This is a genomic window from Priestia sp. D3YE.R1, assembly GCF_049199565.1.
Classification (GTDB): domain Bacteria; phylum Bacillota; class Bacilli; order Bacillales; family Bacillaceae_H; genus Priestia; species Priestia aryabhattai.
The window spans coordinates 1-13456 of record NZ_JBLTHW010000013.1 but is presented as its reverse complement, the minus strand read 5'-3'; the positions used below and the strand labels follow the sequence as shown (position 1 = coordinate 13456).

Sequence of the window (13456 nt, the reverse complement as noted above, 5' to 3'; positions counted from 1 at the left end):
GAAATACCCTTTTGTATTTTTTAAGAGAAAATAATATTCAATTATTTATGTTAGAAGCCATAACAAATTTATAGTTTGTCTATATCGATTTTTAGTAGTATAAGGATAGTTGTTTGAAGATTTGAAAAGACTTTTTTACACAAAGACAGCGCCTAATTAGTTAGACACTGTCTTTGTGTATTTTTCCTATAATACACATTATATTAACTAATTTTTCATACCGTACAAAGTCTGAAAACAAAAAACTCCCTGTTTTTGACCGAAAAGAGATAGATTTTTTCTGGTTTTTAGAATCGCTTTTATAAACTATATTAGTTAAAATAAAACATTTTTCAAAAAATACCAAATATTCATCGTCCAATGAAACATATATGTAAATGATTTATATCCTAATTGAGTACACTATTGAAAAGACGAAGAGATGTTCATTCTCAACCCTTTATTGTGGAATATGAATAAACTAAAAGAAAAAACAACTGAACATATTCAGTTGTTTTTTCTTGTCCTAAGCTGTTAAGGTGTGTTTTATATATATCTTTAATACCCTGTAAATTCTTTTTAAAGAAATGTGAGGAAAGTATTTAGAGTATTGAAAGACTAAAAAATAGCTTTTGAAGTAATTAAGAATCGATGGAGAAATAAAGGGCTTTTTTATTTAAGGGATATATAATAAGACCCGTAGAGTTGCTTAATCGACAGGTCTTATCCTCTTAGGAATTTAAAAAAGATTGATTAGTTTGATCACCGATAAATCACATTGTGTTACCTAAAGATCTTGGAGTTATTAATAATTTTTGAAAAAGACAAGCTTCTAATAAATGTATTGATACATATAATATGATTGATAAACCATACTGGTTTATCAATCATTTCAATCTTTTTAATCATACACAGAAAGCCCTATAGAATTTTTTATAGGGCTTTTTCTTATAGTATATTATATTCTAGCTGGCTTGGGAATTTAGAATTATGATTGTTGATGTTAAAAAATCAAGAGTAACAATTATTTTCCAATGAGGTAATTGTTATTCTTAAAGTGGAGATTATAATCCCTCTTGTTTTTATTGCTATTTCTGGAAACATAATTTGTAAATTTTTATACAATAGGTTATGTAAATGAAAGTAGGCTGTTTATCCTTAGTACTATCCTAATTAATCCACTTTTAATATATTAGTCATGGAAAAAATGTATTTTTTAATGCTAATAAAGAAAGAACTCTGAAATACAGAGTTCTCTCTTTTATGCTTTTCTGATTTATTTAAATTCCATTAATCGTTCTCGGAGGCGATTATGTCATTTAATTAATACTTAAGCATATTACAATCTATGCAAAATGTGTTTTTTTGTTACTATAATGATGCGTTTTTCGTGAACTGTGGCTAAAGTATCAAGGGAAGAAACAATTCCAGTTGGAATATTACGCAAAACAACTCTTGTGGTTTCACTTACATTAAAGTAGACACCGGTAACTATGACGCCGTGATCACGGAGAGGTAAAGCGTGGATAAAACTGATAAGGCTTATACTCCTAAAGAAGTTAATTCTTTGTTAGACGTATTAGAAATTACAGCAAGAAAATGGTATATATCTTTAGGATATATGTTTATTTGGAGATGGTACGATAAACTGGACACTAAATTAAGAGAAAAAGGTGATTCGGTTTGTGAGTAGAAAAATTTATAATCGTCAATTTAAAATGGCTGCAGTTCAGTTGGTGCTGGAAGAGAACCTATTTGTAAAAGAGGTTGCGAAAGAATTATCTATTCATCCTAATACGCTATATCGTTGGATAAGTGAATATGAAGAATATGGGGAAAATGCGTTTCCATGGTGTGGGAGTTCACTTTATAATTCCCAGTATGAAATGAAAACGCTCCAACGTGAGAATGAAGAACTTAGAAAAGAGCTTGATTTATTAAAAAAGTTCCGGGTCTTCTTGAAGAAAAAGAGTGTGTAAGATTTCAATTTTTAAAAGACAATAAACACAAATATAACATCAAGAAGGCTTGTAGAACATTAAATATCTCACGATCAGGTTACTATGAATATTTACAGAGAAAACCTTTTAAAAGGGCTTTAGAGAATGAAATGTTACGTGCGGAAATACAGGAGATATTTAAGGAACATAAGGGGCGATATGGATCCCTAAGAATTACAAAGGTTCTTGAAAAGTCTTTAAAGAACTTCGTTGTAGGGGGTTCCTTTAAAAAATATAACTTGCCCGTTTATTTATTTTAAACCTCAATTTTTTTGAGGTTTTTTATTTTAATTCCACTTATTAGGTGTAACCATATGGTTACACTATAGATGCTTCAAACCCTTGGTAATACTCACTTTTTGTATATGTCCCTTCTCACTCTATTTAAATAGCAATTCGCTTCTAGAATTGCAAAGGTCTTTTTATAATTTTTTCGTTAAAAGAATAAAAGCTTACAGACTAAGAAAGCCGTCTTAAGAAAGCCAGCATTATAGGTGTGTGAAACTTTTTAATGAACAGGAGAACAACTACTATTCTTCATAAGAACAACCCTATAAATACCTGTATAAGCATAATGTTTAATAGAACTCTTATTTTTAACTTTATATATTGATTAGAGAATAAAGAGGGGAATACTATTCTAAATCGAAAACATTGTTAGAATAGCCTATATAATAAATAGTTATATGTATTAAGAATAGGTGGTAAATATATGTCTGAACAAATAAATGAAGTAGTTTATTTGGGTGGAGAGGTAGCAAAATTATTAGGAATAGCTCGTAGTTCTCTTACAAAATATTGTATTGCATTAGAAAATAAGGATTATAAATTCATCCGAGGATCTAATAATTCTAGAGCATTTAGAAGTAAAGATATTCTTTTACTCCAAAGAATGAAAGATCTAGTTCAAGATAAAAGTATGACTATGGAAACAGCTGTAAATGTGGGGTTATCAATGCTTCCAGAAGAGGAGAGAACAGGTGCTGTTCTTGAGGAGAACAAGGTAATTACTCAAGAACAGCAATCTAAAGAACAAGAAGAGAATAATCGACTTTCTGTTCTCATGGATAAATTAGAATATATTGAGGAAATATCTGATAGATTAAATTCAATGGAAAAAGAGCTTAAAGATATTAAATCTCAAAATAAGATTTTGCAGAATCAAAGTGAAGAATTAAAAACAAATGTTGAAACAAGTTCAAATAAAAGAGATGAAAATCTCTTATTTTTAATTCGCGAAGTTCAAAATACTAAAAAAATGATAGCAGCATCTCAAGAAAAAAGTGGTGGGAGTTTTGGGAATGAAGGCATAAGAAAAGCTCTCAATATTGAGAGCTTTTCTTATGCCTGGTTTTATTTATCTCTGATAAAAGATGAAACATGTGCAAATATAAAATACCCCATAAATCCATGCTTTGTCGAGGTAAAAAAGTAGCAAAATAAAAGAACAACCTCTGCAGTGGACGGGAGGTTGCTCAAAATAGGGTTACGTTGAAATTTGTAAAAAATAGGCTGACTTTTAATATATCGTATTTGTATACAGAATCAACTATTTGAACCGTTCTGCATATGAATAAAAGGTGCGCTTTTTATTCATTCTTTCTTTAAACATACACCTGGAGATCACCGTTATATCAAGGATGTATAAAAAGCTGCATAAAGCAGAAACAAGGACCTCATCAGAACCCTTTTCCCAATAGGGGTTCTCTTTTTGGATGTGTTCCGGAAAGAGTGATTATGTTAACTAGCAATGTATACGGTATACAGCCTAAAAAAGCGAAAAATCACTGTTTCCGTCAGTGATTTTTCTGGTTATCAATATGTGCTATACATACTTTGATGCCTTCCGGCGTCTTGAATAGTTTACTCAACTGATTAAAAAATATTCAATTTAGGCAAGTCACTTAATAGAGAATGAAGACATATAGTGTAGTTAAAATGAGTTTAGTACTGAATCCGTATCTTTTTAGCCTTCTTGATTTGCATAGTTAAAAGGCCCTTAAAATAATTTATTCTAAGGGCCTTTTCGATAAGGTTTATTATGGAAAATAATCCTGTATAGCAAATAAATACATTAGAATAAAGTAAAAAACTATCTGCTAAATTTATAAACTATCTAACTGTCTCCACCAATTATCAATAAGTCCGTGCCAATTATAAAAAAGGGTACTTCGTGGAGCCCTTGAAATTCGACCAAAATCACTTTCGTTAAAGACTTCACTCCCTATCACATGAATAGCATCATGTAGAGATGAAGTTTGTAAAAAGCGTCCTAACTCATCGGACGAATTGAAGGATGACAGGTTTCTAACAATTCGATTTTCAGCATTTTGAAGCTCTCTTGTCCATTCAGGATGTCTTTTTATGGTGGAAGGAATTGAACGCCAAGGTTCTACCAATCTAGGGTCTAGCCCTTCGCTATTATACCATTCTAAAGCTTCTTGTATAAAATTCCGGTGAAATGAGAGGAATTCTATTCCGTCACCCGAACGTAATTGCCCCATGTTCATATGCTGACTATGCCATCTAGCGTGTTCATTGAGGAAAGTTTGAGGAAAGTTTTGGATTCTAGTCATTGTTATCTCCTTTATATAACATTTTCTACATAGTATTCATTCTTTATATAAAAGTTTGTATTATTTCCCTAACAGATAAAGAACGATTACAGGGAGAAAAAGTCATATCTTCCTAGGATTTTGATTATGTTAATTAAAATTGTATATCGTATACAGCCTAAAAGAGAAAAAACTACCGGGTCATCAGGGACCAGTAGTTTTTTCTCTTTTTAAGCCATATATCTTATTGAATAATATTTAAGGTTTATGATCCCATTAGCTTTATCACTAACCTGCATCTAAAATGATTCATTAGCATTCACGAACAAATATAGAAACCCCAAATACACCTAGTCTTTCACTAAACAATTGTTCAAACCCGTTATCAAGTAAGCAATTTACTGCACTTCTATAAATATCACCTGTTTGTAATAAGCGTCGACATGGTCTAGCGCTTCCAATAATAGTTGCTTCTACAATTGTACGTGGGGCTTGTATATCTAAAGGATTTCGCTGCCAAAGAATAGTTACAATATCAGGAGATTGAGGGATAGATACACCACCACTGCTGATATAATTGCTTTTACTAAAATCACTCATGTTAATCACCTCCTTCCTTCTCTGTGTTAGATAAAAATAAAAGAGATTGCTTGTACTAATTTTCAAATAACTTTGTATAGAAAATACCTTTTAAAAAAAGGTGAAAAGTTTATCTACTAAGCATATAAACTTTCTAACTACCTCTACCAATTATCAATAAGTCCATGCTAATTATAAAAAAGGATACTTATTGGAGCTCTTGAATTACTCGTCTTCCATTTCCTCTTCTAAATTAAATTCTTTTAGTTTGTTTTTTCCACCTTCGCTGGCGACTTGGCCTTCCTGATTTGCGTTTTGTCCACCTTTTTTAGCAATTTGCCCGCCTTGATTTGCATTTTGTCCAGCATTTCCACTAATTTGTCCGCCTGTTTCTGCATTTTCTCTAACTCCAGCATTTCCACCTTGATTTGCTAGATTATTGTGAATGTTAATGTTAAAACAAATCCTCTCATGTTCTTTATTCTTTTTACGACCATTGTTATTTCCGTATTGAGGATACGATTCATCTACATAATAGCTATCATCTTCAGGGTTATAGTCCCAATAATACTTTTTTATTGTAATCACTCACCTTTGTATTTTTTCTCTATTAATATATTCATTAGTTGAAGAAGTGTTTGTGTGCTTGTCTTATGAGATTAGGATTAAAATAGAACAGAATAAATACTATATATACAGCTTAAAAAGAGAAAAAACTACTGGGGTATAGTTCTCAAGCCCAGTAGTTTTTGTAACTCTTTTCGATAGGATGATTTATAAATTATAATTTATGATATTCAAATTAATTAGAGGCGCTTAGACAAGCGTTGATATTATAAAAAAATAATTAACTTAGTGTTCAATAAATATTGAGAAGTCCAATTCATAATTAAAAAATTAGTAATCAGATTCTTCCTCATAATAATGTTTTTTGTGATGGTGTTTTTTATGGTGGTGTTTTTTATGGCAACAACAATCTTTCTTCTTGTCATCGTCCTTTTCATGATTGCAACAGCAGTTAACTTTCACATAAACTTTACAAGAGTCATGTGATTTTTTCTTTTTCTTCAAAGGATAAGACTCTTCTACATAATATTTATCATCTTCATCATTATAGTAACAATGATATTTTTCTATGTTAGTCACCTCCCTTTTTCATCCCTATATATTTTATTAATTTGTTAGAAAAGTGTTTGTATGCTTGTCCTAATAGTTAAAATATTTATTTCTTATTTATATAGACAATTAATTAGAAATAGATCAATGACTATAATGTAATTTGTATTCTTAGAATTATCCGTTTTTATTTGAGAAAACACCTTCTTCAGAGTGTCTATCTAAATACAAAAACATTGGCTAAATCTTAGCCAATGTTTTTGTATTTATTGAGTCCTTATTATGGTCGGTTGTTTTTTCTGTTCTTATAGTTTCCACTAAAAGTTTGCTGACTTCATGGGTAGTTTGATCAAGAGATATAATTCTATTCATTTATATAAAAAATAGGGTATTTATTTAGTACAATTCATTCTTAAATTATATATGGCACACCTGCATGTTACTCTCTTTCCTAGTCATGTTCTTTAAATGATAACATGACTTTTTTTACTTCTAGAAATGTTGATTATGTTAACTAACTTTGTATATATTATTCATTTGACTTCTTTTTTAATTTATTTTCAGAAAACTAATACTTTAGTAGCCTTTTTGCTTAGTTGCTGTCTGAAAAATGATCGTGTTACATAACTGTAAATAGTTCCTTAGTTCTCTTAAGTAAATAATAGAGCATCTTGTTAAATTGATTAGTTTTAACTACAATCCAAGTTGCGGAAAATAGTCAATTTTACTGCTGTTAATATATCAATCTGTTTTCTGCTCACCTTTTAAGAAATTGTTTTATTTATAATAATCAAATAAAAAATATTTAATATTAATATATCTTAAATAATATAATCTATACCAAAAATACAATATAAACTTATTTTATAACAAGGAGTAAATGAATAAACTAACTTATAAAAATTAAAGTTATATTATTTACTCCAGATGACGACAAATACGCAGTTTTTCTACAAGATGTGTAAAAGGTATAACTTTTTTTAATAAAATACGTTAACTATTACTCTTGTTAATAACAACAAATTAAATTTACTTAAAGATTTTTATATCTTTTAATTATATACCATTTATCAAAATACTATATAATTTATATACACAAATAGAATAACTGTTTATTTGTTGTCACTATGAAAATAATGATTGAAGAAGAAATTTTACTTTTAGAAAAAACGATGGTTATGTTGTGGGGGAATAAAGTTTATTAAATTAAGCAAACTAATCTAGAAGTCAATTTATGATTTCAAGAACGACTTCTAATTACTCACTATTCGCAGAAGAAACTACTGGAACATGGTCAGTAGTTTCTTCTGCTTTTTGGATATGTTAGGTTATATAACTTTTGGTAACATAAAGCACTTTATAGAAAAGGACAAATTAGTATAAAAGAACGTTGATTTTTAATAATAGCTCTAACTAATAAAGACTACATTTTTTTAAAGGAATCTTTCCTCAATATGTAGAATTAATAGCCGAGCATTCGTCTTTTATAAATCATGAGAAAAAAGTACAATCAACCGATCTTTCTAAGAACTTCAATCTAGGGATATTCAGATTGAAAAATTGTTATTTTTACATATTATATCGGCGAATCACTTGAAGGTAATAAAAGAGTATGAAAAGTAGGGAAAGAACGGAATTTTACAAGGAAGTAATGTATAGGTTTCCTTAAAAATTTTAATTCCGGCATACTACGTTACAGGGGGAATTATCATAATGTCAAAAGATTTTTATTCCGTTTTAAAAGAAAGACGCTCTTATTATGGGATCAATAAGGATGTACAAGTATCTGATGAAAAAATTAAGGAAATTGTGGAGTTTGCTGTAAAATACACTCCATCTGCATTTAACTCACAAACGGCACGTCTTGTCGTATTGACAGGTAAATCACATGATGAGTTATGGAATATTACTACGGATACCTTGCGAAAAGTAATGGGGGATAGAGATTTTACTGGAACTCAACAAAAAATGGATTCATTTAAGAGTGGTTACGGGACTGTATTATTTTTCGAAGATGAGGCAGGAGTAAAAAGTCTTCAAAAACAGTTTCCTTCATACGCGGATAACTTTCCAATCTGGTCAAACCAAGCATCTGGAATGCATCAATTAGTAATATGGGCTGCATTAGAATCAGAAGGTTTGGGGGCATCGCTACAACACTATAACCCACTTATTGATGAGGAAGTTAAAAAGGAGTGGAATATTCCTTCTAACTGGAAGTTAATTGCCCAAATGCCCTTTGGTAATCCAACTTTACAGCCAGGTGAGAAAGAATTTCAGCCTATTGAAAATCGTGTAAAATTCTACAACTGAAATTGAAACAAAGAACTTTTGAAGACCCTAGTTGCAACTATTAAACCTCTAGGTTTTTCTTTTTAATTAAACGAAACAAAAAAATAGCTTTCAACATATAAATGATGAAAGCGAAAGATAGTCTGATACAAGTGATTGCTTACATTTTATCAAACGTACGTTCGATTGTCAATTAATAGAGAACAAGGTGAAGCAAGGAATCAACATCGCTATCCTTTAGCCGTATAATAGAAAGAATAATTTTGTAGAATTAATCAATGTAATAATTCAAGTTTAAAATATCTTTATTCAGATAATATAATAAATAAGCTAGATTTAATTCATCATCTAGTTTATTTTCTATATCGTAGGAGGAAGTAAAAATGGAACATGGTAAAGTGAAATGGTTTAATGCTGAAAAAGGTTTCGGGTTTATCGAACGTGAAAATGGAGAAGATGTGTTTGTTCACTTCTCAGCTATCCAAGGGGAAGGCTTTAAGTCCCTGGATGAGGGGCAAGAAGTGAGTTTCGATATTGAACAAGGACAACGTGGTCCACAGGCGACAAACGTAAATAAAGTGTAAGAATCTATAGTGAAGACCTACTGATGTATTGTATTCCCTATCAGTAGGTCTTTCTGTTTTCCCCTGATCTACTCCACATAATGTAACTTTTTATATTTTTATAGGAAACGAAAAAAGCACCTTCCAATGAGAAAGATGCTTTTTCATCACAATCATTTATAAATAAAAACCTAGTTAAGCGACGCTTTTAATATCCAGTGAAACGCTCTCTGACGAAATTAACTTTGGTTTTGCGTATGATTGCCCATTCGATGCAAATTTCAGTACTTTAGATAAATACTCGTTTCCTTGCTTTTATTGGTTCTCATCGAGAACGCCAACTTATTTAATAAGAATATTGTTCTTACCCGTCTCTTTAATAAAAACAGAAAAAACCACTAGTGTATTTCTAGTGGTTTTACTGTTTAAAAATCGCTATATTCTTCTAAGTCGTCATCGTCTAATGAGCCAGATATATTTTCTAAATCTGCAATCTTTCCTTCTTTCAGTTGGGGAACCTTTAAAGGCTCTTCTTCTTTGAAAGGGACACTTCCTACAAAACCTGTTGTTTTTGCTAATGTTTTTAAATCAGCTAATTCATTCTTTATATGTTCAAGCATTTCATAGGTTTTTGTGTCTTCAATTGCTTTTCTTTCAGTAGATGAACCATCTAAATCACGTAGAATTAAAGATGAAATATAATCCCCTAACTTACGCGATTTAGCATATGAAGCTAGTTTATTATACACTTCATCACTCAAACGATTTGTCTTAATCGTAAACGCATTTTGACGCTCTGACATCCCCATCACCTACGTTGTTAGGATTTAACGGCTTTCTTCTCTGCTGCTTGCTTCTTTTGAACGTAACCAATACTACGAATCTCTAAGCCAAATAAATTCAAATGGCGGCTATCTTGGGGAACCTTATGATACTTCTCAGTACGTTCTTCTCCAATTTTGTCACGCATGCTATTCATGATAGCAACTTCTAAAGTAGGAGCTACCCCACCACAGTACACATATTTACGTACTTTATTTGCTGGTGGTGGTGCAACATCATTTAATTTAGCCAATAAAATCTCTACATATTCTCGAAGAGAAGACTTGATTGTACTTGTTAAATCAATGGATTCGCCTGTATTTTCGTTTTTTAATACAAACTTTTGCTTACTGTATTTATCAAGAATAAATTGATCAAAGGCACGTAAGTCTGTAAATAATTCTAGGAATTTTTCTTTGCGCAATTTATCAATATGGGCTAAATACGGAATTCCTTCGATGCTCTGGAACGATTCGCGGCTATTGGCAGCTTTCAAACCTTCCGGTAAAATAACCACATCAATGGAACCACCACCAATGTCCACCATAACTGTTTCACATTCCACATACTCATTCGCATCTTCACGATCTTCAAGCGTTAAGTCTTTTTTCAAGGCAAAACGTGCACTTTCTCCCTCTTTTAAGCACGCACTTTCTTCTACTACTACTTTTAACGTATTTTCAAAGCCAGGTGTATGCACAGTAAACGAATGGTCGCCTAAGAAACGATTTGCCATGGCTTTTTGAGCTGCCCCAAATGTGCTCTCTTTCTTAAGGAGCCAGATTGGTAGCATGGTAGAAAAATAACCAATTTCGATGTTTTTGTTTTTTTTATCTTTCGCATGTAACGCATGGTAATAAGCAATAGCAGCTAAAAAGGTGATATATGGAATATGACTTGTAATTTTATTATGTAATTTATTAATGTGATTGTTGGCGAGTAATTGACTTGCAGCAATATCTCCTACTAAGAAATAACGCTCTTTCTCTTCCCCATGAATGGTTGTAGAAAGTAAAATACGCTTCTTAAATTCTTCTGGAGCTGTAACAGCATCTGTGAAAAACGAGTCTGCAGCTTCTTTTTGAAGTTCAACTACATTCGTTGGAAAATCGAATAGATATCCATCCATAATGTTCATATCAACGGAGTTACCGCAATCTTTATTAAAACGTGAAATTTTCATTTGTAAACACCTCATCTTTTAAGTTGAACTTATATTCAACTCATTGTACTCTATACGAGGTGATAATTCAATATCTCTAGCCAACTTATTCATCTACAAAACCTTACATATATCAACAATTATTCACACTAAGTAGAACATGAACCCACAAATAATATTGAAATTTAACACCTTATGTATCTTAGTTATATCATCAACATAAGAAGAGCCTGCATCATTTTTGATGTAGGCTCCCCTCTCTTACTAAAAATAATTCTCTTGTTCATTTGCCCTTGTGAGGCCCTTTCGTTACGTATAACGGTTCATAACGAGAGTACCATTCATTAAATCACAATACCTACTTGTCAATTGGGGTAATACATTTGCTGAAGTCGCTGTTACGTCTTTAAAAATCGAATCAGTCCCTTCATCTAAGTATTTAACCTTTCACAGTAGCCTCTAAAAATCTTATTTGGGCTCTGTACTATCTGTTTACCACATATGTATGGATTAAAACGTCTTTTTTGATTTAGCTTATTAGTCTCTTTAAAAATTGTCTCTTCTATAAAACCCTTCATTTATCCATCATAAATAAAAGAGCAGTTTGCAAATGCAAACTGCTCTTTGGATGACCCGTACGGGATTCGAACCCGTGTTACCGCCGTGAAAGGGCGGTGTCTTAACCGCTTGACCAACGGGCCTTGATTGTTTTTTAAGTTTAACTTAACTGTTTGTTATACTGGTGGGCCTAAGTGGACTCGAACCACCGACCTCACGCTTATCAGGCGTGCGCTCTAACCAGCTGAGCTATAGACCCATTATTTGGAGCGGGTGATGAGAATCGAACTCACGACATCAGCTTGGAAGGCTGAGGTTTTACCATTAAACTACACCCGCTTATTTTAAAAATGGCGGTCCCGACGGGAATCGAACCCGCGATCTCCTGCGTGACAGGCAGGCATGTTAACCGCTACACCACGGGACCAGCATATAAATAATGGCGGAGGAAGAGGGATTCGAACCCCCGCGAGCTTTAACACCCCTGTCGGTTTTCAAGACCGATCCCTTCAGCCGGACTTGGGTATTCCTCCGTATATTGTATGGTGGAGCCTAGCGGGATCGAACCGCTGACCTCCTGCGTGCAAGGCAGGCGCTCTCCCAGCTGAGCTAAGGCCCCATGATACTTCTCTGGTCGGGAAGACAGGATTCGAACCTGCGACCCCTTGGTCCCAAACCAAGTGCTCTACCAAGCTGAGCTACTTCCCGTTCATGGCGCGCCCGAGAGGAGTCGAACCCCTAACCTTTTGATCCGTAGTCAAACGCTCTATCCAATTGAGCTACGGGCGCTTATTAAAATGGTACCGAGGGCCGGACTTGAACCGGCACGGTAGTCACCTACCGCAGGATTTTAAGTCCTGTGTGTCTGCCAATTCCACCACCCCGGCAGGACTTTTATACGTGGAGGCGGCAACCGGATTTGAACCGGTGATAAAGGTTTTGCAGACCTTGGCCTTACCACTTGGCTATGCCGCCAATATATATGGAGCGGAAGACGAGGTTCGAACTCGCGACCCCCACCTTGGCAAGGTGGTGTTCTACCACTGAACTACTTCCGCACATTTATTTAATTTAAGATGCGGGTGAAGGGACTTGAACCCCCACGTCATAAGACACTAGATCCTAAGTCTAGCGCGTCTGCCAATTCCGCCACACCCGCGTGTGAATATAACTGGTGAGCCATGAAGGACTCGAACCTTCGACCCTCTGATTAAAAGTCAGATGCTCTACCAACTGAGCTAATGGCTCTCTATGGCTGGGCTAGCTGGATTCGAACCAACGCATGACGGAATCAAAATCCGTTGCCTTACCGCTTGGCGATAGCCCAATAAAAATGGTGGAGGGGGGCAGAGTCGAACTGCCGAACCCGAAGGAGCGGATTTACAGTCCGCCGCGTTTAGCCACTTCGCTACCCCTCCGATACAAATGATGCCGGCAAGAGGACTTGAACCCCCAACCTACTGATTACAAGTCAGTTGCTCTACCAGTTGAGCTACACCGGCACGGTGGTGGAGGATGACGGGATCGAACCGCCGACCCCCTGCTTGTAAGGCAGGTGCTCTCCCAGCTGAGCTAATCCTCCAAAAAAATCTATATAAGATTGTTAATAAGCGTTATTTTCATTATTTATGATAGAATATTTCAAATAAAAAACCCCTATGCTCTTTTACAAGAGACTCATAAGGGGTCTTATTTATTGCCTGGCAACGTCCGACTCTCACAGGGACAAAGTCCCAACTACCATTGGCGCTAAAGAGCTTAACTTCCGTGTTCGGTATGGGAACGGGTGTGACCTCTTCGCTATCGCCACCAGACAAGAGATTGTTCTCT

General features: G+C 33.8%; 11 protein-coding genes, 17 tRNA genes and 1 rRNA gene. 6 read left to right on the top strand and 23 right to left on the bottom strand.

Going from position 1 to position 13456, the window contains the following annotated elements; translation table 11 throughout:
* The first annotated feature begins 1501 nt into the window (after positions 1-1501).
* The 4 genes from ACOZIR_RS27395 (at position 1502) to ACOZIR_RS27380 (ending at position 3414) form a co-directional block, all read left to right on the top strand.
* The gene (locus tag ACOZIR_RS27395) at positions 1502-1672 is read left to right on the top strand and encodes a hypothetical protein (protein WP_421536069.1); all 171 of its coding nucleotides are present in this window, start codon (positions 1502-1504) and stop codon (positions 1670-1672) included.
* Positions 1665-1958 (top strand): transposase, encoded by a 294-nt coding sequence (locus ACOZIR_RS27390; protein WP_421536068.1) that lies wholly within the window; start codon positions 1665-1667, stop codon positions 1956-1958. The genes ACOZIR_RS27395 and ACOZIR_RS27390 overlap by 8 nt, the downstream gene beginning before the upstream one ends.
* A gap of 131 nt (positions 1959-2089) precedes the next feature.
* The gene (locus ACOZIR_RS27385; protein ID WP_421536067.1) at positions 2090-2239 is read left to right on the top strand and encodes an IS3 family transposase; all 150 of its coding nucleotides are present in this window, start codon (positions 2090-2092) and stop codon (positions 2237-2239) included.
* Positions 2240-2691: 452 nt separating this feature from the next.
* Positions 2692-3414: a DUF3967 domain-containing protein gene (locus ACOZIR_RS27380; RefSeq protein ID WP_421536066.1), complete on the top strand. Its 723-nt coding sequence runs from the start codon at positions 2692-2694 to the stop codon at positions 3412-3414.
* A 670-nt stretch (positions 3415-4084) separates the two neighbouring features.
* Here the strand turns inward: ACOZIR_RS27380 and ACOZIR_RS27375 are convergent.
* The 3 genes from ACOZIR_RS27375 to ACOZIR_RS27365 form a co-directional block, all read right to left on the bottom strand.
* Positions 4085-4555: a hypothetical protein gene (locus ACOZIR_RS27375; protein WP_421536065.1), complete on the bottom strand. Its 471-nt coding sequence runs from the start codon at positions 4553-4555 to the stop codon at positions 4085-4087.
* Between the two features lie 291 nt (positions 4556-4846).
* The gene (locus ACOZIR_RS27370; protein WP_421536064.1) at positions 4847-5134 is read right to left on the bottom strand and encodes a hypothetical protein; all 288 of its coding nucleotides are present in this window, start codon (positions 5132-5134) and stop codon (positions 4847-4849) included.
* 204 nt (positions 5135-5338) lie between these two features.
* Positions 5339-5701 (bottom strand): hypothetical protein, encoded by a 363-nt coding sequence (locus tag ACOZIR_RS27365; protein WP_421536063.1) that lies wholly within the window; start codon positions 5699-5701, stop codon positions 5339-5341.
* Positions 5702-7942: 2241 nt separating this feature from the next.
* On the opposite strand from ACOZIR_RS27365, the gene ACOZIR_RS27360 reads away from it, so the two are divergent.
* Entirely contained in the window at positions 7943-8542 is a 600-nt protein-coding gene (locus tag ACOZIR_RS27360; RefSeq protein WP_421536062.1) for a nitroreductase family protein, read from the top strand.
* Between the two features lie 362 nt (positions 8543-8904).
* Positions 8905-9105: a cold-shock protein gene (locus tag ACOZIR_RS27355; protein WP_421536061.1), complete on the top strand. Its 201-nt coding sequence runs from the start codon at positions 8905-8907 to the stop codon at positions 9103-9105.
* A 404-nt stretch (positions 9106-9509) separates the two neighbouring features.
* Here the strand turns inward: ACOZIR_RS27355 and ACOZIR_RS27350 are convergent, their stop codons facing one another.
* From ACOZIR_RS27350 to rrf, 20 genes are all read right to left on the bottom strand, one after another.
* A complete protein-coding gene (locus ACOZIR_RS27350; RefSeq protein WP_421536060.1) occupies positions 9510-9887 on the bottom strand; it encodes a hypothetical protein in 378 nt (125 codons plus the stop codon).
* Between the two features lie 17 nt (positions 9888-9904).
* On the bottom strand, positions 9905-11089 hold the full coding sequence (locus ACOZIR_RS27345) for a hypothetical protein (protein WP_421536059.1): 1185 nt from the start codon (positions 11087-11089) through the stop codon (positions 9905-9907).
* 608 nt (positions 11090-11697) lie between these two features.
* A tRNA-Glu gene (locus ACOZIR_RS27340) sits at positions 11698-11769 on the bottom strand.
* A 39-nt stretch (positions 11770-11808) separates the two neighbouring features.
* Positions 11809-11885 (bottom strand) — tRNA-Ile (locus ACOZIR_RS27335).
* Between the two features lie 6 nt (positions 11886-11891).
* Positions 11892-11965: transfer RNA gene (locus ACOZIR_RS27330), tRNA-Gly, on the bottom strand.
* Between the two features lie 12 nt (positions 11966-11977).
* A tRNA-Asp gene (locus ACOZIR_RS27325) sits at positions 11978-12053 on the bottom strand.
* Positions 12054-12066: 13 nt separating this feature from the next.
* Positions 12067-12159, bottom strand: a tRNA-Ser gene (locus tag ACOZIR_RS27320).
* A gap of 10 nt (positions 12160-12169) precedes the next feature.
* Positions 12170-12245, bottom strand: a tRNA-Ala gene (locus ACOZIR_RS27315).
* Between the two features lie 12 nt (positions 12246-12257).
* A tRNA-Pro gene (locus ACOZIR_RS27310) sits at positions 12258-12334 on the bottom strand.
* A 4-nt stretch (positions 12335-12338) separates the two neighbouring features.
* Positions 12339-12415 (bottom strand) — tRNA-Arg (locus ACOZIR_RS27305).
* 9 nt (positions 12416-12424) lie between these two features.
* Positions 12425-12513, bottom strand: a tRNA-Leu gene (locus ACOZIR_RS27300).
* A gap of 14 nt (positions 12514-12527) precedes the next feature.
* Positions 12528-12601, bottom strand: a tRNA-Cys gene (locus tag ACOZIR_RS27295).
* Between the two features lie 8 nt (positions 12602-12609).
* Positions 12610-12684: transfer RNA gene (locus tag ACOZIR_RS27290), tRNA-Gly, on the bottom strand.
* Between the two features lie 19 nt (positions 12685-12703).
* Positions 12704-12785: transfer RNA gene (locus tag ACOZIR_RS27285), tRNA-Leu, on the bottom strand.
* A gap of 13 nt (positions 12786-12798) precedes the next feature.
* Positions 12799-12874: transfer RNA gene (locus tag ACOZIR_RS27280), tRNA-Lys, on the bottom strand.
* 4 nt (positions 12875-12878) lie between these two features.
* Positions 12879-12953: transfer RNA gene (locus ACOZIR_RS27275), tRNA-Gln, on the bottom strand.
* 7 nt (positions 12954-12960) lie between these two features.
* Positions 12961-13044: transfer RNA gene (locus ACOZIR_RS27270), tRNA-Tyr, on the bottom strand.
* Between the two features lie 11 nt (positions 13045-13055).
* Positions 13056-13128: transfer RNA gene (locus ACOZIR_RS27265), tRNA-Thr, on the bottom strand.
* 4 nt (positions 13129-13132) lie between these two features.
* Positions 13133-13208: transfer RNA gene (locus ACOZIR_RS27260), tRNA-Val, on the bottom strand.
* A gap of 116 nt (positions 13209-13324) precedes the next feature.
* Positions 13325-13440, bottom strand: a 5S ribosomal RNA gene (gene rrf / locus ACOZIR_RS27255).
* Positions 13441-13456: the final 16 nt, after the last annotated feature.